The sequence below is a fragment of the Azospirillum sp. UENF 211521 genome (assembly GCF_058780535.1).
Window position 1 is genome coordinate 1,185,520 of sequence record NZ_JBSNCF010000002.1, and the last position, 21,234, is coordinate 1,206,753.

The window sequence follows — 21,234 nt, forward strand, 5'->3', positions numbered from 1 at the left end:
CGTTCAGCCCCTCATCCCCGCCAGGGAATGATCCCCGCCGGCAGCCGCCGCCCCAGCCAGCCGACCGCCAGCAGCACCGCCACCACCACGGCAATCGTCACCACGCTGAGCGCCGCGGCGAGCGTCGGGCTGCCGCCCTCCTCCAGCGCGTAGACGACGACGCCCAGCGTCTCCCGCCCCTGCGACCACAGCAGGATCGACACGGTCAGCTCGTTGAAGGCGGTCAGGAACACCAGCACCCCGCCCGCCGCCGCCGCGGGCGCCACCAGCGGCGCCACGATGGTGCGCAGGCGGCGCAACGGCCCGGCGCCGCAGGCGCGCGCCGCCTCCTCCATCGCCGGGTCCAGCGCGGCGCAGGCGGCCTGGGCCGGCCGCAGGGCCAGCGACAGGAAGCGCGCCAGATAGGCCGCCAGGATGATTCCCAGCGTACCGTACAGGCCGACGCCCAGCAGCGGCAGCGGCTTCAGGAAGACCAGGATGCAGCCGATCGCCAGCACCACGCCTGGCACCGCGTGCGGCAGCTCGATCAGCACGCCGACGGCGCGGACCAGCCGCCCGCCCTTTCCCGGCCCGGCCATGGCGTGGGCCAGCGGGATCGCCAGCAGGATCAGCAGAAGCGCCGCCGCCCCCGACAGCACGAAGGAGTTGGTGAAGGCCCGTCCCACCTGATCGAGCCCCAGAACCGTCGCGTAATGCGCCAGCGTCGCCGTCTCCGGTCCCAGCGGCAGGCCATAGACGCGGATCAGGCTGGTCGAGGCCAGCGCCGCCAGCGGCGCCGCCAGGATCAGCGCCACCACGGTCCAGCAGAGGATCTCCAAGGGGCGCCGCGCCCGGCCCAGCCGCAGCACCGCCGCGGGCGCCGAGCCGCCGATCACCCGCGCGTCCACCCGCGCCTGGAGCGCCATCTGCGCGGCGATGCCGACGCAGGCGATGGCGCCGATCAGCACGGCCAGAACCGCAACCTCCGGCAGGACGGACGGGCCGAACCCGGCCAGCCGCCGGTAGATCAGCGTCGGCAGCACCGGAATCCCCGCCGGGATGCCGAGCAGCGCCGGAACCCCGAAATTGCCCAGCGCCGCGACGAAGGACAAGGCCAGCCCGGCGGCCAGCCCCGGCAGGCTGAGCGGCAGGACGATGGTGCGCAGCACCCGCCCGCGACGGGCGCCCGCCGCCTGCGCCGCCTCCACCAGATCGCGCGGCACGGCGCGCAGGGCGGCGCGCAGCGCCAGGAAGACCAGCGGCGCGTGCTCGATCCCCATCACCAGGATCATCCCGGCGGAGGAATAGACCGGGTTCGGCGTGCCCGGCGCCGGGGCGAGGCCCAGCGGCTTCAGCAGCGGGCTGCCCGAACCGGCGAGGTGAATCCACGACAGGGCGACGATCTGCGCCGGAATCATCAGCGGCAGGATCAGGCAGAAGGCCAGCGCCGTCTTGCCGCGCAGGTCGGTCAACCCGCAGAGCAGCGCAAAGGGCACGCCGAGCGCCGCCGCCACGACCGTCGCCCCCGCCGCGATGGCGACGCTGTTCCCGGTGGCGCGCCACGTCATCTTGGAGGTCAGCACGCGGGTCAGCGCCGTCAGGTCGCCCCCGGCCATCGGCCCGGCGACCTCCCACACCAGCCGCAGGATCGGCAGCAGGACGATCAGCCCGGCCAGCGCGAACAGCAGCGGCGCCCCGGAAACGGAAAAACGACCGGCGGCGTGGAAAGGCCGCCGGTCGTTGAGTGTTGCCAAACTCATCCTTAGCCGCCGAACAGGTCGGCGAAGTCCTTCTTGTTGGCCTCGTCGTCCTTCAGGGCCTTGGCCGGGTCATAGGGCATCAGCGAGATGAAGGAGGTGTCCGGGAAGCCGGCCGGCGGCGCCACCCCCGGCAGCGCCGGCAGGAAGCCCTGGCGGGAGGCCAGCTCCTGGCCCTCCTTGCTCAGCAGGAAGGCGATGAAGGCCTTGGCGGCGTCGGGATTCTTGCTGGTGTTCAGGATGGCCACCGGCTCGGTCACCGCGCTGACGCCCTCCTTGGGGAAGACGAAGGCGACCGGGGCGCCCTTGGCCTGCTCGCGGATCGGCAGGTAATCGACGATGACGCCGTACAGCTTCTCGCCGCTGGCCACCGACTTCAGGATGCCGCCGTTGCCCTTGGCCGCGGTGGTGCCGTTGGCCTGGAGCTTCTCGTAGAAGGCCATGCCGAGATCCGGCTGCTCCTTCACGGCGGCCATGTGGATGGCCGCGGCGCCGGAATAGAGGGGGCTGGGCATCACGGTGGTGCCCTTGGCTTCCGGCTTCAGCAGGTCAAGCCAGGAGGAGGGCTTCATCGGCGCCGCCGTGTTGTAGGCGATGCCGGTGGTGATCAGCTTGGTGGCGAACCAGGTGCCGTCCGGATCGTGGGTGCCGGGGCGGTAGCCCTGGACCGGCGCGTCCGTGTAGGCCAGCAGGCGCTTCTCCGCCTTCAGCGACTCCATGGTCACCGCGTCGGCGATCAGCAGCAGGTCGGCCTGCGGGCTGCCGGCGGCGATCTCGGCGCGGAGCTTGTTCATCAGCTCCGTCGTGCCGCTGCGGACCCACTCGACCTCGACGCCGGGGTTCTTGGCCTTGAAGGCGTCCACCGTCTGCTTCGCGTCGGCTTCGAGCTGCGAGGTGTAGAGGACCAGCTTGCCGGCCAGCTTGTCGGCGTTGGTCTGGGCGGCAGCCTGGGCGGGCAAGGCCAGCAGAAACGCGCCGGCGGCGGCGGCGATGGTCGTCCCGATGGCCGCGAACGCCGCGGCAAGGTGTGTGCGCTTGGCCTTCATGTCTCCCGTTTCCCTCTCTGGTCGTCTCCGCCGATCCGGAGCCTCACTGGAGTGCCCCGGTATGCGAACGAAGGCCCTTGTTTACGCCAGAACCATGACAGCCGCGTGACGGCGGCCGTTCCGGACGGTCTTGCAGCGTCATACCCGATTGGGACGGCACAGGGAAAGGGGACGGCCCGCGGAAGGGGGGCGGCGGACGCGGTTTCGTCCTTGCCGAGGCCCAGCGCGTTGCGGGTGGCCTCCAGCCGGTCGGCGGAGCGCGCCACCGCGGTGGCGCTCTTGCGCAGGCGGTACAGGCTGCGGACCATGCTGTCCACCGCCGCACCACGGAGCTGGGCGGCGCGGGCAGCGGGGGCGTTCTTGTCGTCGGGCACGGCGTGCAGGGGCGCCGGCCGCGTCACCAGCAGGGTGGAGACCTCCAGCCGCATGGCGTTGTCGCGGACCGCGTGAACGCGGTGGACAAGTTCGGCCAGGGAGATGTCACGGCACAGGCCCCGGCACCACAGGGAACCGGTTTCCGACCGCATGCAGAATCCGCAGCCCGCTTCCTCGCTCCACAGACGCTTGGCTGTGTGTACCGGCATGCTCCACCCCGTTGCTCCGGCTTCAGGAAAGCGCCGGAAGGGGGCATGAAGCAAAGCGTCTTTGGCGATACCGCTCTGTGGGGAGGCCGCTACGCCCCTTTTCCAACAGAATCGCGCGAAGGGCTTGGTAGACAAGCCGTTCGGCAGCACCCTCAGAACAACCGCCATAGCGAAAGGAGCGCGGACCGTGACCAGCGAAGCCCCCGACCGGCCCATCCTTCAAATCGAATATTGCCGCCAGTGCCGCTGGATGCTGCGCGCCGCCTGGATGGCGCAGGAGCTTCTGACCACCTTCGAGGACGAGTTGGGCGGCGTCACCCTGATGCCCGGCACCGGGGGCATCTTCGAGGTGCGGCACGGCGAGGCTGTGGTCTGGTCGCGCAAGGCGGAGGGCCGCTTCCCAGACATCACCGAACTGAAGCAGCGGGTGCGCGATCACATCGCCCCCGACAAGCCCCTGGGCCACGCCGACCGCAAGCGGCCGGCGGAGCCGTAAGGGGAATCGCTTAGCGGACGGCCTTCACGTCGGTGACGGCCACCGTCTGCTTGGGCGGCGCGGCGCCGAAGCCCTGCTCCAGCAATTCGGCGACCTCGCGGTCGCGGGAGGCGGCGGTCGTGCCGCCCAGCACGACGGCGACCAGACGCTGGCCGTTGCGGCTGGCGCTGCCGGCGAGGTTGAAGCCGCTGAGGTTGATGAAGCCCGTCTTGATGCCGTCGTAGCCTTCGACGCGGCCGAGCAGCCGGTTGTGGCCGGGCACCACCGTGCCGTTCCAGTCGAAGCGCGTGCGCGAGAAGTAGGCGTATTCCCGCGCCGGGCGGGACACGATGGCGCGCGACAGGCGGGCCATGTCGCGGGCGGTGGTGCGCTGCTCCTTGTGCGGCAGGCCGGAGGCGTTGCGGAAGGTGGTGCTGGCCATGCCCAGCGCCTGCGCCTTCGCGGTCATCATCTCGGCGAACTGCTCCTCGCTGCCGCCCATCGCCTCGGCGAGAACGACGGCGACGTCGTTGGCCGACTTCACGGTCAGGGCGAGGATCGCGTCCTCCACCCGGATGGTCGAGCCGACGGCGAGGTTGAGGCGCGACGGCTTCTGGTTGGTGGCGTGGCGCGACACCGGCAGTTCCTGGTCCAGCCGCAGCGTGCCCCGCTCCAGCGCCTCGAAGGTCAGGAGCAGGGTCATCATCTTGGTCAGCGACGCCGGATAGGTCAGCGTATCGGCGTTCTCCGAATCGAGGACCCGGCCCGACTGCGCGTCCATCAGCACATAGGCGTGGACCGGACGGAAGACGGCGGCCCCCGCCACGGTGCCGGCGGCGGCTCCGGCGGCGACCCGGCCCGCGCGGCGCGCCTTGCCGGTGCGGTGGACGGCGGCCTTGCGCAAAGAGGCCTTGTGAGTGGCCGCCTTATGAGTGGCGACCTTGTGCGCGGTCCGGACGGCGGCGGGTTTCGCCGCGGTCTTGGAGGCCGCAGCCTTCTGGGGCGCAGCCTTGGCGGCCGTCTTGGCGGTGGGCTTGGGCGCCTGCTTGTGCACCGTCTCCTGGGCCGCCTTGGCGAGGGCGTCCACGGGATTGACGGCGACGGGCGTGGCGACGGCCAGGGACAGAAGCAGCGGCAGAACGAAACCGTACGGCGAACGCGGCATGATGGCGACCGGATGGAGAGATGGTCGCCTCCTGTACCCTGAAAGCGGTTAACAAAAAATGTGTCGAATCTCTGGCGCCTTGTGTGATTTTGCGGTTCCGGCGTGAGCGGTGCCGTTTACCAATCAGCTGGTACCCATCGATCGCCCACGGCTCCGCGGTTGCCTGTGTCGCAGCGGCAACTCTGCTGTGCACATTGTGGCACAGAAGCATCATCCGACGCGATGTCACTTGTGCCGCGCCGCCGCGGACGTCAGATGTCTTATGCCGAAAGGGCGCTGGTTCCCGCGTGTCGTCCATGCGACCTCACGTCCGGACAGAGCCTTTTGTTAGCCGTCTGTTCATCGCCGCGTGGGATGCTTCGATTATGCTGACGACCATTCGCACCTGCGCCCGGCCCGCCCTCGGAGCGAGGATCGCCGTGGGCCTCCTCGCCGGGCTGCTCGCCCTGCCCGCTCAGGCCGCGCCGTCCACCGCTTCGGGCACCTCCACGGGCCGGGATGTCGTGGGAACCTGGATCGCGCGGATCGACCAGCGCGCCGCCGAGCTGGAGGGCATGCCGCGCGTGCAGCAGACGCGCGTCGGTTACGGCTCCGTCCTGAAGAAGGGCGACGGCGGCATGGTCGACGTGGTGGCTCCCGGCCCGGTGCGCCCGTCCGACGTGCCGGAGGGCACCGCCCCCGCCGCCGGGACCGCACCGACGGTCGTCGTGACCCCGCCCGCCGAGCCGATCCCGCAGGCCGATCCGTCGGCGACGCCCGGCAACGCGCTGAGCGGAACGGCGACGCCCGGCACGGTGGTGGAGGTGCTGCCGCCGCCCCCGGCCCTGACCATCCAGGTGCGGGCGCGCGCCGCCGACCGCGTCGGCCGCCTGTCCACCCGGCTGATCGAGCTGGGCTTCCTGAACCAGGAGCAGTGGACGGAGACCTTCGACGACAACCTCGAAACCGCCGTCCGCGCCTTCCAGCTCTCCGAAGGGCTGATGCAGGACGGCAAGGTCGGCGAGGTCACGCGCCAGGCGCTCGACCGCACGCCCAAGGAGGCCGCCAAGCTGATGCGCGGCGCCACCGCGTCGATGCGCGCCTTCCAGGCGTCGGTTCCGGACACGGTGATCCTGGTCAACCTGCCCAGCCAGACCGTGTCCTTCATCGAGCGCGGCAAGCTGAACTTCACCATGCGCGCCGTGGTCGGCCGGCCGTCGCGCCAGACCCCGCTGCTCCAGGACCGCGTCACCAGCGTGACGATCAACCCGACCTGGACCGTGCCGCCGACCGTTCTGGTCGAGGACAAGCTGCCGGTGCTGCGCAAGAAGGGCAACACCGGCATCAAGGACGCCGTCGTCTATCTGGACGGGGTCGAGGTGGTGCCGGAGAGCATCAACTGGTGGCAGGTGACGCCGGAGCGCATCCGCATCGTCCAGAAGCCCGGCGACGACAACGCGCTCGGCCGCTTCCGCTTCAACCTGACCAACGGCGACGGCATCTTCCTGCACGGCACCAACGACCCGCGGCTGTTCGAGCGCGACCTGCGCGCCGCCAGTTCCGGCTGCGTGCGGCTGGCCGACGCGCGGATGGTCGCGGAGACGCTGCTGCGCCCCGCCAAGCTCGACTCGGCGGCGATCGAACGGCAGCTCGACAGCGGCAAGACCAAGACGGTCTCCCTGCCCAACGCCGTGCCGGTCCGCTTCGTCTACTGGACCTCCACGGTCGAGAGCGACGGCACCGTGCGGGTGCATCCGGGCATCTACGACGATGTGCCCTCCAGCCCGTCCGCTCCGACCTCGGCCACCCAGGCCCCGGCCGCCGCGGGCACCGTCTCGGCCCCGCGCCGGGTGGAGCCCAAGCCCGTCCGCCCGACCCCGGCCGCCGCCCCGCAGGCGACTCCGGTCCCGGCCCCGACGCCCGCCCAGTCCTCCTCCACGGCCACCCCGGCCCGCGCCGCCGACACGCGCAACGGGGCCGAGGCCGTCCGCACGGCGATGTGACGCCGCCGCGCAGGAGCACGCTTTGCCGAACGTAGAAAAGGCGCCGTCTCGACGGCGCCTTTTTCATTTCCCATCTATGCTTATGGCGGCGTCCCGCGCCGCGGTGGAGGTGCGCGATGATCCCCTTCCCGACTCCGGCGCGACTGTGCGCCCTGCTCCTGCCCGCCCTTCTGATGATGCCGGCGCCGGCGCTGGCCGGCGGCTGGCATGGGGGGAACTTCTTCGGCTTCAGCGTCTCGCTGCCGCTGGCTTTCGGCTTTCCGCCGCCCCTCTATGTCCCGCCTCCCCTCTACGTGCCGCCGCCCGTGGTCTATGTGCCGGTCCCCCAGCCGGTTCCGGCGGCGCCATTGGCCACCCGGACCTCCCCCACCTATCTCGGCCCCGGCGGGCGCCCTTGCCGCGATTTCCAGATGCCCGGCGTCGTCGGCGGACGCCCCGCGACGCTGGTCGGAACCGCCTGCCTCGATCCGGACGGCCAGTGGCGGGTGACCGGTTGAGGTGGGGGCCGTCGGCGGGCAACTCTATCCGCAATATCGGGATATCCCCAGAAGCTGTGGGTAACTCTGTGAGCGAATCCGGGAGCAACCTGTGAGCATGGCCGGGAATCCGCGACCTTGACCAAGTTGCCCAAATTTCAGGCACTTCTGAAAAGGCGGAATTGCCCGACTTTTGCGGGTTTCAACGGTTTCGAACCGGTCTGGAAAAACAAAAAAGCAACATTCGCAGAGTCAAGGACGCCGTTCAGGCGAATGTGCATAACTCGGGCTAACCCGGACCATTGGCCCCACAGACCGTTGCGACATGACCTCCGGGAAACGGCCGGGGCTCACGCGCACAGGCGGGCCAGCAGTTCGGCCAGCCGGGTCCGGTCGTCCGCGGACAGGCGCCCGGTCAGTTCGGCTTCCGCCTGGGCGATGGCTGGCCCGGCCGCCTCCACCACCCGGCGTCCGCTGTCGGCCAGCCGGACGAGGTTGCGGCGGCGGTCCAGACTGTCGGGGCTGCGCAGGAGGTAGCCGCGGTCGATCAGCCGCACCACGACCCCCTGCATGGTGGCGGGGTCCATCGCGATGCTGCGGCCAAGGTCGATCTGCGACATCGGCCCATGCTGGTGCAGCGCCGCCAGCGCCGCCCATTGCGGTGCCGTCAGGTTGAAGGCGGTCAGGGCTTCGCTCAGCATGGCGGTGGCCCGCTGATGAACGCGGCGGATGCGGCTGTGGATGGACTCTGCGGGCACGGTGCAAAGGGCGACGTCGCAACCCTCCCTGCCGTCGGCAGAATCGGTGCCGGCCATTTCGGTCGGGAGAGCCATGAACGCGGTGGCCTCGTGTCAATGAACGACACGTTGGCCTTTAACACCGATCTGTGTCGGTTGTGTTTCAGGAGCGCCTTACGACATTACCGTTCTGAAATATGACGAAAGGCGAGGTCACTCCGCCGCCTGACAGATCGACGCTGCCGCGCCGTCGCGCGTCTCGCGCCGCTCCAAATCAAGGAGTTGAACCATCCGGCGCTCCACCGCGACCAGATACTCGCGCGTTTCCAACCCGCGGCACTCCCGGCTGTGCCGGCGCAGCAAAAGGATGGCTTGGTAAGAGGGATTGCGGCTCCATGGCATGGTCGGCTCGCGTGGAAAGACGGTGGTAGGGGCTCCAATTACAATTGAGAAATATTACGGGAATGCGAGCGGCGCCATGAAAATGATTCGTTGCGAACGGGACCCTGGTTTGCTCGGGAGGGTTACGTCCGCGGCGACCGCCACGCATGACGCGCATGTCCGGGACCGGGAGTCGGTTGCTTTGGGAGAAGCGGCAAGCGCGGTCACGACCACCGCGTCGACGGTTGTGGCGGCCCTCGGCCATCGGGTGGTGAGGCCGCGTGATCCGATGGCCGCCGGGCGGTGGGCCGAGGCGGAATCAAAATGGAGTTATCCGGCCCGTTAATCGTTGCATCTGTGCCCCCGTGTGGCATGAACGCGCTGTGGAGTTTGGAGAACATCCACCACCGACGATCCTGTTCCGGTTGCCACTTGCAGCGGTTCGCCCCGTTCGGGCGCAAGGATGGCCGACCTCCTTCATCAGATTCCCTTGGCGATGCCCCATTATCTGCGTCTGTTTCTCTTGATCATGGCCGCCGTGGTGCCGCTCGCGGCGCTCCAGTTCATGACGCAGCACAGCCTGCGGCAGGATCGGGAAAACGAGGTGCGCAACGACACCCTGCGCCTCCTTGATCTGCTGGACGCCGAGCAGCAGCGCATCGCCGCGGAGGCGCGGCAGGTGCTCGCCACGATCGTCGAATCGGGCGTGCCGCAGGCGGGGCCGCCGTCCTGCCAGCAGGCCATGGACCGGCTGCGCGCCCGCTATCCCGCCTATCTGTCGGTGGAGGTGGCCGACCGGACGGGCCGCGTGTGGTGCGCGACCGATCCGGTCTCGCTGGGCGTCGATCTCGGCGGCATCCGCACCTTCCAGAACGCGCTGGCCAGCGGCGCCCTGACGATGGGCGAGTATGGGCTGCGCTATCCCAACCAGCGCCCCATCCTGCCCTTCCGGCTGGCCTACCCGTCGCCGGACGGCACGCCGGACGGCGTGGTGACGGTGCTTCTCGACGCCCGCTGGCTGGAGGAGAATCTGGGCCGCCGCCCCCTGCCGCCGGGCATGGAGATGGTGATCGCCGACCGCCAGGGCCATGCGGTGGCGCGCCTGCCGGAGGCCCCCGAGGCCATCGGGCAACCCCTGCCCACCGCCATGCTCCAGGCCATGCGCGCGGCGCGCGGGACCCGGTCGGTCGCCGTCTTCGAGACCGGCGGGGTGGAGCGGATGGTGGTGTCCGCCCCCCTGGAGACCGGCAGCGGCGAATCGATGATCGCCATCGGGATCGACCGCGATGCGGCGTTGCGCCCGGTCCGCGACGCCATGGCCTTGTCGCTGGCGCTGTTCGGCGGGGCGCTCCTGCTCACCTGCCTGGGGGCGGCCTGGGGCATGCGGCAGTTCCTGCGCGTGCGCGAGCGGATGCTGGAGACGGTGGTCGAGAAAGCCTCGGTCCTGGAGAGCACGACGGACGCCGTGGCCGAACTCGACCGGTCCTGGCGGGTGGTCTTCGTCAACGAACGGGCGCGCGCCCTGCTGTCCGAGTCCGGGAAGGCCGTGGGCCGGAACGGACGGCAGGCCTTCGCGGAACTGATGGGCGGGGAGTCCGGACGGACCCTGCAGGAGGCCATGGAGCGGCGGGAAGCCGTGGAGTTCGAGACGCAGGGGCCGCGCAGCGGCGTCTGGTTCGCCGTGCGCGCCTTCCCCTCGCGCAAGGGGCTGGCCCTCTATTTCCGGGACGCCACGGAGCGCCGGCGCCTGGAGGACGAGCGCACGCTCCTGACCCGGCAGCTGGAGGCCGAGCGCAGCCTGCTGACGGCCATTCTGGACCATCTGCCCTCGGGGCTGCTGGTGGCGGAGGCGCCGAGCGGGCGGATCGTCAAGGTCAACGACACGGCGCTCAGCCTGCTCGGCGGCCCACCGCCTCCCGCCGCCGGCTGCGGCTGCGACGGCACGCGGGCCTGCAACGGCGGCGCCTGCTTCGGCGAGGGGCGCTGCCCGCTGTCCCGTGCCTTGCGGATGGGCGAGACGGTGGAGCAGGAGGACATGCCTTACACCCGGCCCGACGGCACCGCCATGACCCTGTCGGTCAGCGCCACGCCGGTCCGCGGCGCCGACGGTCGAACGACCCTGGCGATCTGCACCTTGCGCGACGTCGGGGAGCGCAAGGCGATGGAGTTGGCGCTCCAGCGCGCCAAGGAGGAGGCCGACGAGGCCAACCGCGCCAAGTCGAAGTTCCTCGCCGCGGCCAGCCACGACCTGCGCCAGCCGATGCAGTCCATGTTCCTGTTCACCGGCGTCCTGCACCGCTTCGTCGGCGACGAACAGGGGCAGCGCAGCCTGGACATGCTGGAGCGCGGCCTGGACACGCTGAAGGGGCTGCTGGACAGCCTGCTGGACGTGTCGCGGCTGGACGCCGGGGCGGTCGATCCGCGCGTGGAGCCCTTCCCCCTGAACAATCTGCTGGACGAGATCGCCGCCTCCTACGCGCCGATCCTGGAGAGCAAGAGGCTGGCCTTCCGCATCGTGCAGGACCAGGCGGCGACGGTGCTCAGCGACCGCGTCCTGCTGGGCCGGATGGTGCGCAACCTGCTGGAGAACGCCGTCAAGTACACCGAGCGCGGGGCCGTGCAGATCTCCGTCCAGATGCAGAGCGATGGCGCACCGGGCAACGGGGCATCGGGCAATAGGACGCAAGGCGGCCGGGTGCGGATCGAGGTCAGCGACACCGGAATCGGCATCCCGCCCGATCAGTTGACCCGGATCTTCGCGGAGTTCCACCAGCTCAACAACCCGGAACGCGACCGGGCGCGCGGCCTCGGCCTCGGCCTCGCCATCGTCCAGCGGCTGTCGGCGATCCTCGATCATCCCGTGGAGGTGAAATCCCAGCCGGAGCGCGGGTCCGTCTTCGCCGTCACCGTGCCGGTCGCCCCCGTGGAGACGGCGGCGGAGACGGCCCCGCCGTCCGTGATCGCTTCCGCCTTCACCGGCGGCGGCGAGGCTCCGCGCGCCCTGCTGGTGGACGACGACGCCATCGTCCTGCTGGGGCTGCGCGACATGTTCCGGGAATGGGGCTACGAGGTGCGGATCGCCGGTTCCACCGACGAGGCGGTGGCGAAGATCGAGGCGGACGGGCGCATGCCCGACGTGATGCTGGTCGATTACCGCCTGCGCGAGGGGCGGGTCGGGACGGAGGCGGTGGTGCGGGTCCGCGCCATGGCCGGACGGGACGTGCCCGCGGTGATCCTGACCGGAGAAGCCGGTCCGGAATGCGAGACGGACGCCGCCGCGCATGGGCTGGAGGTGATCCGCAAGCCGGTGACCCCGCGCCAGCTCCGGCGCGCGTTGGACCGCGCCTTGGCGAAGCGGGCGAGGACGGCGGAGGCCATGACCGGGGCGGAGGGTGAGCGTCTTCCGCTGTGAGGAGCCCCGCGGCGGGTTGAGCCCGCTGGACAAAGAAAGTGGCCCGCCGTCCGGTCGGACGGCGGGCTCTTGAGGTGCAAAACAGGGAGGCACACGCCCTTGGGGCAGACTGAAGATAGCGACGGGCCCCTCCCCGCGCGAAAGGGTGAAAGTCGTAGCGTCCGGCGTGTCCGGGGTGCGCCGAAGGGAGCGGACGTCCTCCCCGAAAAAATGACCGCCCCGAACGATTTCGCTTGAGCACCGCCGTCGGCACGGCTATATCAGCGCTCCCGCGTCGCCCCAAGGGATGCGGGACAAAGAGCAGACGATGCGCTTGTGGCGGAATTGGTAGACGCGCTAGGTTCAGGTCCTAGTGGCTGAAAGGCCGTGGGGGTTCGAGTCCCTCCAAGCGCACCAACACTTCTTGTGTTGGTCTGATCATAAGTGGGGCCATAGCTCAGCTGGGAGAGCGCTACAATGGCATTGTAGAGGTCAGGAGTTCGATCCTCCTTGGCTCCACCATCATGAAGCCAGCAACCCCGACGGGTTGCTGGCTTTTTCCTTTTGGTCCCGGCGCCGCGGCTGATCCGATGCCGCGGCGCGGACCCGGTGCGCCGGCCCGCGCGCCCGGACGCCTCTCTGGGGGCTTGAGGCGACAAGGCGAAGCGGTCCGCCACGCCCCGCCGCGGATGGCGGGGCCGGTCAAGACCTTGAACCGGCTACCCTTCGAACCGGGCGGGCAAGCCGCGTGGAACCAAGTCCGCGGCCACCCCGCCCGTGCCTCACGCCTGCCCGACGCTGTGCCCGGCACCACGCCCGCGGCGACCCCGCGCGGCGGGCGGATCGACAACCCCGACCTCCGCGCCAAGAGCCGGGTCGCCGGCACCGTCGGCCTGGTCGGCGCAGCGCTCGGCCAGTTCGCGGATCGCCCCGCGGATCTCCGGATCGCGGATGTTCTGGAAATAGCGGGCGAGCATCAACGCCTCGCGGGAGCGCAGCGTGCCTTCGGTCTCTTCCGCCTGCGGGCTGACGGTTCCCGCCTCCTGGGCGGCGTGGCGTTCCTCCAGCCCCTCGAAGAAGACGGAGACCGGGACCCGGAAGAACTGCGCCAGCTTGAACAGCCGGCTGGCCGAAACCCGGTTGAAACCACGTTCGTACTTCTGAAGCTGCTGGAAGGTCAGACCCAGAGCGGACGCGACATCGCTCTGACTCAAACCGGCGAGCATGCGCAACTCGCGCAGGCGCTGCCCAACAAACACATCGACCTCGTTGAGGCCTTCCTTCTTCTCACGTCCACGTCTTTTCACGGCATTCCCCCATCGGCAACGGTGGCAAAGCCCCATGTCGCGCGAAGCAACATTCGGTTTTGCGTTGGAAAGATTCCGACGTGCTTGTGCCACGATCTTTTTGGTATCGGACAAGCGACCATTGCAACTCAGCTATGACGTCGAGGTCGCAAAGTCAACCACCGCTGCGATATTTACTACCTACGTCCAAACAAACCCTAGAAAGAGAATGGGTATATGCAAGCAGATCATTCTTTCTTTCGAGGTAATTTTTAATTGCTTGCCTCGGAAACAATCGCAACGCCGCGCCTTTACGGAGAGAGGCCGCTCCGCTTCTCGCCCGCCGGTCGGCAAAGGAGCGTTGCCGGCGCGCATCGGTAGGCACATTTTGCCGGGCACTGGGCAATTTCTGCCCATGAATTAACGCTCTCTTCATCAAGACAGGCCAGCATGCGCGCTTAAGGCAAGGACCGGCGCGGTTTTTGCAAATTCCCTATTCTGCGTCTGCGAAATCAAGAACTTCCCGGAGATCACCGGGGCATCCGATCGGGGACTAGCGCGTGAACAACCTTCTGCAGACCTTGCGCAACCTGGGTCCCGCGCGCCTGGCCGCCATCGGCGGCGTCGGCCTGCTCCTGATCGGATTCTTCGTTTACCTGATGACGCGCCTCTCCACCCCGGAGATGGAGCTTCTCTACGCCGAACTCCAGCCCACCGAGGCCGCGGCCATCGCCAAGAAGCTGGAGGAGGCGAAAGTCCCCTTCACGGTGGACAAGACCGGCACGAAGATCATGGTCGCCGCCGAGCAGGTGGGACCGACCCGCATGCGGATGGCCGCGGCCGGCCTGCCGTCGGGCGGCTCCATCGGCTACGAGCTGTTCGACAAGGGCGAAGGCTTCGGCGCCACCAGCTTCATGCAGAACATCAACCACCTGCGCGCCCTGGAAGGCGAGATGGCGCGCACGGTGCAGACGCTGAACGGCGTGCAGAGCGCCCGCGTCCATCTGGTGCTGCCCAAGCGCGAGCTGTTCGCGCGCCAGCAGAATCCGGCGACGGCCAGCATCTTCATAAAGCTGCGCCCCGGCGCCCAGCTGTCGCGCGAGAACATCCAGGCGATCCAGCACCTGATCGCCGCCTCCGTGCCGAACCTCGACCCCAGCCGCATCTCCATCGTCGACGACAAGGGCACCCTGCTCGCCCGCGGCACCGGCAACGACAGCGCGGACGCCATGCTGGCCTCGGCGGAGGAGAAGAAGGTCGCCTACGAGAGCCGCGTCGCCCGCATCATCGAGGATCTGCTGGGCCGCACCGTCGGCTACGGCAAGGTGCGGGCGGAAGTGTCGGCGGACCTCGACTTCGACCGCATCACCACGCAATCCGAAATCTTCGATCCGGAAAGCCAGGTCGTCCGCTCCACCCAGACGGTGACGGAGGCGAACGAGAGCCACGACCGCGACCCGCTGTCGCCGGTCACCGTGGACCAGAACCTGCCGACCGCGCAGTCGGGCAACAACGCCGGCCCGATCTCGCAGAACAAGCAGAACCGCAGCGAAGAGACGATCAACTACGAGATCAGCCGGACCACCAAGAACCACGTCCGCGAGTCCGGACAGGTCCGCCGCCTGTCGGTCGCGGTTCTGGTCGACGGCACCTACAGCCTGCCCAGGGACGGCAACCCGGCGGCCTACCAGCCGCGGCCGGAGCAGGAGCTGGAGAGCATCAAGGCGCTCGTCCGCTCCGCCGTCGGCCTCGACGCCGTGCGCGGCGACACGCTGGAAGTCATCAACATGCGCTTCTGGTCGCCGGAAGACGACGTCCAGAAGCCGGAGGAGCTGTTCCTCGGCATGACCAAGGACGACCTGTTCCGCATCGCCGAGATGGTCGTGCTGGGCATCGTCGCCGTCCTCATCATCCTGCTGGTCATCCGCCCGCTGATCACCCGCGCCTTCGAGAAGGCCGACCAGCAGGAGGAGGACGACATGGACCGCCTGCTGGCCGACCAGAGCGGCATGCCCGCCGCCCTGGCCGCGCCGACCGGCGCCCTGGCCCAGGATCTCGCCCTGGAGGCCGCCCAGGCCGACGAGGAGCTGGAGCAGATGATCGACATCAACCGCGTCGAAGGCCGCGTCCGCGCCTCCTCGCTGCGCAAGGTGGGCGAGATCGTGGAGAAGCACCCGGAGGAAGCGGTGTCGATCCTGCGCAACTGGCTGTATCAGGAGAGCTGACGCGATGAGTTCGGTCCGCAAATTCCTGTTCGACGAGTCCTTCGACGTGGACGCGCCGCCGCGCCGCCAGCATCAGGCCGACGACGACTATTTCGACAACATCCCCCTGCCGGAACCGGAGCCCGAACCGGAACCGGAGCTGCCGCCCGAGCCGCCGCCGCCGGTGTTTGGCGAGGCCGATCTGGCCGCCGCCCGCGCCGCCGGCTTCACGGAGGGCGAGACCGCCGGCAAGTCGACCGGCTACGGCAAGGGCTTCGTGGACGGCAACAACGCCGGCCGCAAGGATGGCTACGAGCAGGCCCGCGTCGAGATCGAGGCGACGGTGCAGGCGCGGATCGCCAACGCGCTGGAAACCGTCGGCAACGGCGTGCAGCATCTGCTGAACGAGCATTACGCCACCAGCGCCCAGCGGGCCGACCAGCCCGTGCACATCGCGCTGGCCATCGTGCGCAAGCTGATGCCGGAACTGGCGCGGCGCGGCGGGCTGCTGGAGGTGGAAGGGCTGGTGCGCGCCTGCCTGACCGACCTGATCGACGAGCCGCGCCTGGTGGTGCGCGTCGCCGACGACATGGTGGACGCGGTGCGCGAGCATCTGGACCAGGTGATCGCCGCCCGCGGCTTCGGCGCCAAGCTGATGGTGGTGGGCGATTCCGGCCTCGCGCCGGGAAGCTGCCGGATCGAATGGGCCGAAGGCGGGGTGGAGCGCGACACCGCCGGCCTGCTCGCCCAGATCGAACGGCGGATGGCCGGCCTGCTGGAGGCCCCGCCGGGGTGACATCCCCGCGGGTTGGATGGCGCACAGGATTTTTTAAGGTTCTAAGGGCTTCTGGAGACTTCGATGGCCAAGGACAGCTTCTCCCTCGACGAGTTGGACGGCGGCGGCCGCAGCGACATTGCGGAGTATGAGACCGGCCTGGGTCCAGCCAAGGATCTGGAAGCGGTCTACGACATCCCCGTCCAGATCTCCGCCGTGCTCGGCAAATCGACCATGCAGGTCAGCCAGCTGCTCAAGCTCGGGCGCGGCGCGGTGGTGGAGCTGGACCGCAAGGTCGGCGAAGCCATCGACATCTATGTGAACAACCGTCTGGTCGCCCGCGGCGAGGTCGTCGTGGTGGAGGACCGGCTGGGCATCACCATGACCGAAATCATCAAGTCGGACCGCGGATGAGCCTCACACGAGACAGCGCCGAATCGTCCCGCCGGGGCGGGCGTTCGGCCCGGCCGCGCGGCGGGGTGGACATGGCGACGCTGGTCGGTCTGGCCGCCGCCGCCGTGGTCATCTTCGTCGCCATGGCGGCGGGCGGCAGTCTGCGCGCCTTCGTCGACCCGCCGTCGCTCATCATCGTGCTGGGCGGCACGCTGGCGGTCACCACCGCCTCCTTCTCGCTGTCCGACGTGGCCATCGCGTGGCGCGACGCCGGGGCGGTGCTGATCCACCGGACCAGCGACCCGCGCGGCGTGGCCCGGCAGGTGCTGCTGCTCGCCGAGGCGGCGCGGCGGGCGCCGGAGACGCTGCGCAACGTCCTGCCGGAGCTGAAGCACGAGTCCTTCCTGCACCGCTCGGTCACGCTGGTGGCCGAAGGGCTGCCGCCCGACGACATCGAGCGGATGCTGATCGGCGAAGTCGAGGCGTCGGGCGCCGGCAAGGTCAAGAGTGCCGGCGTGCTGCGCCGGGCGTCGGAGGTGGCGCCGGCCATGGGGCTGATCGGCACGCTGGTCGGCCTCGTCCAGATGCTGGGCAGCCTCAACGACCCGTCAAGCATCGGCCCGGCCATGGCGCTGGCCCTGCTGACCACCTTCTACGGGGCGGTGCTGGGCAACGTCGCGCTGGCCCCGCTGGCCGCCAAGGTGGAGCGGACGGCGGAAGAGGACGCGCTCGTCAAGACTCTCTACACCATCGGCGCGGTATCCATCGCGCGTCAGGAAAATCCGCGGCGTCTGGAGATGCTCCTGAACGCCGTTCTTCCGCCTGGAAAGCGGATTCAGTACTTCGACCGGGACTCCGACCGGGGTTCTCCGAGGGGAGCGTAAGATGCGTCTGCTGATCGTTGGAACGTTGGAAGGGTACATCACCGCCGCTGGCAAGATCGCCATGCAGCGCGGGGCGAAGGTGTCCCACACCGACAGCATCGAGGGCGCCCTGAACGCCCTGCGCGCGGCGGCGGGGGCGGACCTCGTGATGATCGACGTCAAACTCGACATCGCGACCTTCATCGAAAGCCTGAAGGCGGAACGGATCACCATTCCCGTGGTGGCCTGCGGCATCGGCACCGACGCGGCGGCGGCGGTGAAGGCGATCCGCGCCGGCGCCAAGGAATACATCCCCCTGCCCCCCGACGCGGAGCTGATCGCCGCCGTCCTGGAAGCGGTGGCGGAGGAAAGCCACGCCATCGTCTGCCAGGACCCGGCCATGCTGGCGACCCTGCGGCTGGCGGACCAGGTGGCGCCCAGCGACGCCTCCGTCCTCATCACCGGCGAGAGCGGCACCGGCAAGGAGCTGATGGCCCGCTACATCCACCGCAAGAGCCGGCGCTCCGACGCGCCCTTCGTCGCGGTGAACTGCGCGGCCATCCCGGAGAACCTTCTGGAATCGGAGCTGTTCGGCCATGAGAAGGGCGCCTTCACCGGCGCCGTCGCCCGCCGGCTGGGCCGCTTCGAGGAGGCCAACGGCGGCACCCTGCTGCTCGACGAGCTGTCGGAGATGCACCCGCGGCTCCAGGCCAAGCTGCTGCGCGCCATCCAGGAGAAGGAGATCGACCGCATCGGCTCGTCCCAGCCGGTGAAGGTCAACGTCCGTCTGGTCGCCACCTCCAACCGCAACCTGGAGAACGAGGTCCGCGCCGGCAACTTCCGCGAGGATCTCTATTTCCGGCTGAACGTGTTCAGCGTCGCCATCCCGTCCCTGCGCGAACGGCCGGCCGACATCCCGCTGATCGCCGACCATTTCCTGAAGAAATACGCGCAGGCCAACGGGCTGGGCGAGAAGCGGCTGTCGGACGACGCGCTGCTGATGCTGCGCGCCCACCACTGGCGCGGCAACGTGCGCGAGCTGGAAAACACCATGCACCGCGCCGTCCTGCTCTCCAAGTCGGAGACGGTCGGACCGGACGCGATCATGCTGACCAGCCAGCTGCTCGCCCCGGAAGGGGCGGCGCAGGCGTCGATCCCGACCAACTCGCCGGTCGCCAACCCCTTCGCCGGGCCGGGCGGCACGGTGCCCCAGGCGCCGCGCGGCTATGGGCAGCCGGCCCCCGGCTACCCGACCTCCTACGCGCCGCCGCAGGGCCACGCCGCGGGAGCCGCGGCCTACGGCAACGCCGGAGCCGCGTCCGGCGCCCCGGCCGTCCAGGGCCTCGTCGGGCGCACGGTGGCGGAGGTCGAGCGCGACCTGATCATCGGGACGCTGTCGCACTGCCTGGGCAACCGCACCCACGCGGCGAACATCCTGGGCATCTCGATCCGCACGCTGCGCAACAAGCTGAAGCAGTACAGCGAGGAGGGCGTGCCGGTGCCGCCGCCGGGGACCGAGGAACGGGCGGCCTACTGATCCGCTGATCGGGGGAAAGGCGGAGGAGCGGCGGCATGGCATTGACCGAACACAATCCGGGGGCACGCGCGGGCGGCGGCAACATGTCCGCGCTGACCGACATGGCGGCCGTCGCCAAGAGCGCGCTGAAGCGCGGCGACATCGTGATGGCGGCCGGCATCATGCTGATCGTCGTCGGGCTGATCCTGCCGCTGCCCCCGATGCTGCTCGACGTGATGCTCGGGCTCAACGTCACCATCTCGGTCCTGATCCTGATGGTGGTGCTGTTCATCGAAAAGCCGCTGGAGCTGTCGGCCTATCCGACGATCCTGCTCATCACCACGCTTTTGCGCCTGTCTCTGAACATGGCCTCCACCCGCCTGATCCTGACGCAGGGCCACGAGGGAACCTCCGCGGCGGGCCATGTGATCGAGGCCTTCGCCGGCTTCGTCATGGGCGGCGACTTCATCATCGGCGTGATCGTCTACGCGATTCTGACGATCGTGAACTTCAAGGTCATCACCGCCGGTTCGGGCCGCATCGCCGAAGTGGCGGCGCGCTTCACCCTGGACGCCATGCCCGGCAAGCAGATGGCCATCGACGCCGACCTGTCCGCCGGCATGATCGACGAGACCACCGCCCGCGCCAAGCGCAAGGAGCTGGAGGACGAAAGCGCCTTCTTCGGCTCCATGGACGGTGCGTCGAAGTTCGTGAAGGGCGACGCCGTCGCCGGCCTGATGATCATGTTCATCAACATCATCGGCGGCGTGTCGCTGGCGGTCCTGCGCTACGACATGCCGATCCTGCAGGCGCTGGACACCTTCACCAAGCTGACCATCGGCGACGGCCTCGTCTCGCAGATCCCGGCGCTGGTCATCTCCATCTCCGCCGGCTTCCTGGTGTCGAAGGCCGGCACGGGCGGCTCCACCGACAAGGCGGTGGTCGGCCAGCTCACCAACCATGTCAGCGCGCTCGGCCTGTCGGCGGGCGCGATGACGCTGCTGGCCCTGATGCCGGGCATGCCGGTGCTGCCCTTCCTGCCGGTGATCGCCGTCGTCGGGGCCGCTGCGTGGTATCTGCCGAAGATGCGCGCCAAGAAGGAGGCGGAGGAGGCCGCTGCTGCCGCCGCCGAGGCCGCGGGCATGGGCGGGCCGGGCGGCGGGGCCGCCCCGGTGGCCGACGAGCCGATCGCCACGGCGCTGGCCATCGACCTGATCCGGCTGGAGCTGGGCTACGGCCTGCTGTCGCTGATCAACCAGCCGCAGGCGGGCAGCCACAGGCTGACCGACCAGATCAAGGGGCTGCGCCGCCAGATCGCCGGCGAGGTCGGGTTCGTCATGCCCGCCGTGCGCATCCAGGACAACCTCCAGCTTCCGCCCAACGCCTACATCATCCGCGTCAAGGAGATCGAGGCGGGGCGCGGCGACATCCGCCCGAACATGCTGCTGGTCATGGACCCGCGCGGCGAGGCGATGAGCCTGCCCGGCGAGCAGACGGTGGAGCCGACCTTCGGCCTGCCGGCCATCTGGATCGAGCCGGGCTACCGCGAGGAGGCGCTGTTCAAGGGCTACACGGTGGTCGACCCGTCCACCGTCATCACCACGCACCTGACCGAGCTCATCAAGGACAACATGCCGGAGCTGCTGTCCTTCACCGAGACGCAGAAGCTGCTGGACGAGCTGGACAAGGAGCACCAGAAGCTGATCGCCGACGTGGTGCCGGCGCAGATCACTGTGGGCGGATTGCAACGGGTGTTGCAGAACCTGCTTGCAGAACGGGTGTCGGTACGCGATCTTGCGACCATTCTGGAGGGCGTGTCCGAAGCGGCAAGCCAAACCCGCAGCATCACGCAGATCACCGAGCATGTGCGCACGCGCCTGGCGCGGCAGATCTGCGACGCGAACATCAACGAGATGGGAGTGATCCCGCTCGTCACCCTGTCCCCCGAGTGGGAACAGGGGTTCGCGGAATCGCTGGTGGGCGATGGCGACGACCGGCAACTGACGATGGCGCCGAGCCGGCTTCAGCAATTCATCACTTCGGTCCGCCAAACCTTCGAGCGACACGCCATGATGGGCGAGACCCCCGTCCTGTTGACCAGCCCCCTGATCCGTCCCTTCGTCCGCTCGATCGTCGAGCGGTTCCGGCCGGCCACCGTGGTGATGTCGCAGAACGAGATTCACCCCAAGGCGCGGATCAAGACCCTGGGGCAGATCTGATGCAG

17 protein-coding genes and 2 tRNA genes are annotated in these 21,234 nt (G+C 69.2%); 12 read left to right on the top strand and 7 right to left on the bottom strand.

Annotation, left to right across the window (positions count from 1 at the left end):
- Positions 1-11 precede the first annotated feature (11 nt).
- Genes ACWPN5_RS22170 through ACWPN5_RS22180 form a run of 3 tightly spaced genes read right to left on the bottom strand, consistent with a single transcriptional unit; the run spans position 12 to position 3,366 of the window.
- Entirely contained in the window at positions 12-1,739 is a 1,728-nt protein-coding gene (locus ACWPN5_RS22170) for an ABC transporter permease (RefSeq protein ID WP_492297400.1), read from the bottom strand.
- A 2-nt stretch (positions 1,740-1,741) separates the two neighbouring features.
- Positions 1,742-2,782: an ABC transporter substrate-binding protein gene (locus tag ACWPN5_RS22175; protein WP_492297402.1), complete on the bottom strand. Its 1,041-nt coding sequence runs from the start codon at positions 2,780-2,782 to the stop codon at positions 1,742-1,744.
- Positions 2,779-3,366 (bottom strand): hypothetical protein, encoded by a 588-nt coding sequence (locus ACWPN5_RS22180; RefSeq protein WP_492297403.1) that lies wholly within the window; start codon positions 3,364-3,366, stop codon positions 2,779-2,781. The genes ACWPN5_RS22175 and ACWPN5_RS22180 overlap by 4 nt, the downstream gene beginning before the upstream one ends.
- 187 nt (positions 3,367-3,553) lie before the next feature.
- Here ACWPN5_RS22180 and ACWPN5_RS22185 point away from each other — a divergent pair, with 187 nt between their 5' ends.
- Complete coding sequence (locus tag ACWPN5_RS22185; RefSeq protein WP_145672669.1) at positions 3,554-3,862, top strand: Rdx family protein; 309 nt, start codon at positions 3,554-3,556, stop codon at positions 3,860-3,862.
- Between the two features lie 10 nt (positions 3,863-3,872).
- On the opposite strand, the gene ACWPN5_RS22190 is transcribed toward ACWPN5_RS22185, so the two are convergent.
- Entirely contained in the window at positions 3,873-5,006 is a 1,134-nt protein-coding gene (locus ACWPN5_RS22190) for a D-alanyl-D-alanine carboxypeptidase family protein (RefSeq protein ID WP_145681007.1), read from the bottom strand.
- Between the two features lie 365 nt (positions 5,007-5,371).
- Here ACWPN5_RS22190 and ACWPN5_RS22195 point away from each other — a divergent pair, with 365 nt between their 5' ends.
- Together ACWPN5_RS22195 and ACWPN5_RS22200 are read left to right on the top strand one after the other, a co-directional pair.
- Complete coding sequence (locus ACWPN5_RS22195) at positions 5,372-6,988, top strand: L,D-transpeptidase family protein (protein WP_492297404.1); 1,617 nt, start codon at positions 5,372-5,374, stop codon at positions 6,986-6,988.
- Positions 6,989-7,104: 116 nt separating this feature from the next.
- Positions 7,105-7,485 carry a hypothetical protein gene (locus ACWPN5_RS22200; RefSeq protein WP_492297405.1) on the top strand — a complete coding sequence of 127 codons (381 nt, stop codon included), beginning with the start codon at positions 7,105-7,107 and terminating at the stop codon, positions 7,483-7,485.
- A gap of 329 nt (positions 7,486-7,814) precedes the next feature.
- On the opposite strand, the gene ACWPN5_RS22205 is transcribed toward ACWPN5_RS22200, so the two are convergent.
- Positions 7,815-8,297: a MarR family winged helix-turn-helix transcriptional regulator gene (locus tag ACWPN5_RS22205; protein WP_200478801.1), complete on the bottom strand. Its 483-nt coding sequence runs from the start codon at positions 8,295-8,297 to the stop codon at positions 7,815-7,817.
- A 117-nt stretch (positions 8,298-8,414) separates the two neighbouring features.
- Positions 8,415-8,603 carry a hypothetical protein gene (locus ACWPN5_RS22210; RefSeq protein ID WP_492297407.1) on the bottom strand — a complete coding sequence of 63 codons (189 nt, stop codon included), beginning with the start codon at positions 8,601-8,603 and terminating at the stop codon, positions 8,415-8,417.
- Between the two features lie 442 nt (positions 8,604-9,045).
- Here ACWPN5_RS22210 and ACWPN5_RS22215 point away from each other — a divergent pair, with 442 nt between their 5' ends.
- The 3 genes from ACWPN5_RS22215 (at position 9,046) to ACWPN5_RS22225 (ending at position 12,495) form a co-directional block, all read left to right on the top strand.
- The gene (locus tag ACWPN5_RS22215) at positions 9,046-11,994 is read left to right on the top strand and encodes a hybrid sensor histidine kinase/response regulator (protein WP_492297408.1); all 2,949 of its coding nucleotides are present in this window, start codon (positions 9,046-9,048) and stop codon (positions 11,992-11,994) included.
- A 309-nt stretch (positions 11,995-12,303) separates the two neighbouring features.
- Positions 12,304-12,390 (top strand) — tRNA-Leu (locus ACWPN5_RS22220).
- Between the two features lie 29 nt (positions 12,391-12,419).
- Positions 12,420-12,495 (top strand) — tRNA-Ala (locus ACWPN5_RS22225).
- 260 nt (positions 12,496-12,755) lie between these two features.
- Here ACWPN5_RS22225 and ACWPN5_RS22230 read toward each other — a convergent pair.
- Positions 12,756-13,280 carry a helix-turn-helix domain-containing protein gene (locus ACWPN5_RS22230; RefSeq protein ID WP_186465953.1) on the bottom strand — a complete coding sequence of 175 codons (525 nt, stop codon included), beginning with the start codon at positions 13,278-13,280 and terminating at the stop codon, positions 12,756-12,758.
- 539 nt (positions 13,281-13,819) lie between these two features.
- On the opposite strand from ACWPN5_RS22230, the gene fliF reads away from it, so the two are divergent.
- The 6 genes from fliF (at position 13,820) to flhA (ending at position 21,229) form a co-directional block, all read left to right on the top strand.
- Complete coding sequence (gene fliF, locus ACWPN5_RS22235; protein WP_014198332.1) at positions 13,820-15,484, top strand: flagellar basal-body MS-ring/collar protein FliF; 1,665 nt, start codon at positions 13,820-13,822, stop codon at positions 15,482-15,484.
- Positions 15,485-15,488: 4 nt separating this feature from the next.
- Positions 15,489-16,259 carry a FliH/SctL family protein gene (locus tag ACWPN5_RS22240; protein WP_145681012.1) on the top strand — a complete coding sequence of 257 codons (771 nt, stop codon included), beginning with the start codon at positions 15,489-15,491 and terminating at the stop codon, positions 16,257-16,259.
- A 63-nt stretch (positions 16,260-16,322) separates the two neighbouring features.
- Entirely contained in the window at positions 16,323-16,652 is a 330-nt protein-coding gene (gene fliN, locus ACWPN5_RS22245; protein WP_014198330.1) for a flagellar motor switch protein FliN, read from the top strand.
- Positions 16,649-17,515 (top strand): motility protein A, encoded by an 867-nt coding sequence (locus ACWPN5_RS22250; protein ID WP_145681013.1) that lies wholly within the window; start codon positions 16,649-16,651, stop codon positions 17,513-17,515. Before fliN ends, ACWPN5_RS22250 begins: the two co-directional genes overlap by 4 nt.
- 1 nt (position 17,516) lies before the next feature.
- Entirely contained in the window at positions 17,517-19,031 is a 1,515-nt protein-coding gene (locus ACWPN5_RS22255) for a sigma-54-dependent transcriptional regulator (RefSeq protein ID WP_492297411.1), read from the top strand.
- A gap of 35 nt (positions 19,032-19,066) precedes the next feature.
- Positions 19,067-21,229 (top strand): flagellar biosynthesis protein FlhA, encoded by a 2,163-nt coding sequence (gene flhA, locus ACWPN5_RS22260; RefSeq protein ID WP_145681015.1) that lies wholly within the window; start codon positions 19,067-19,069, stop codon positions 21,227-21,229.
- Positions 21,230-21,234: the final 5 nt, after the last annotated feature.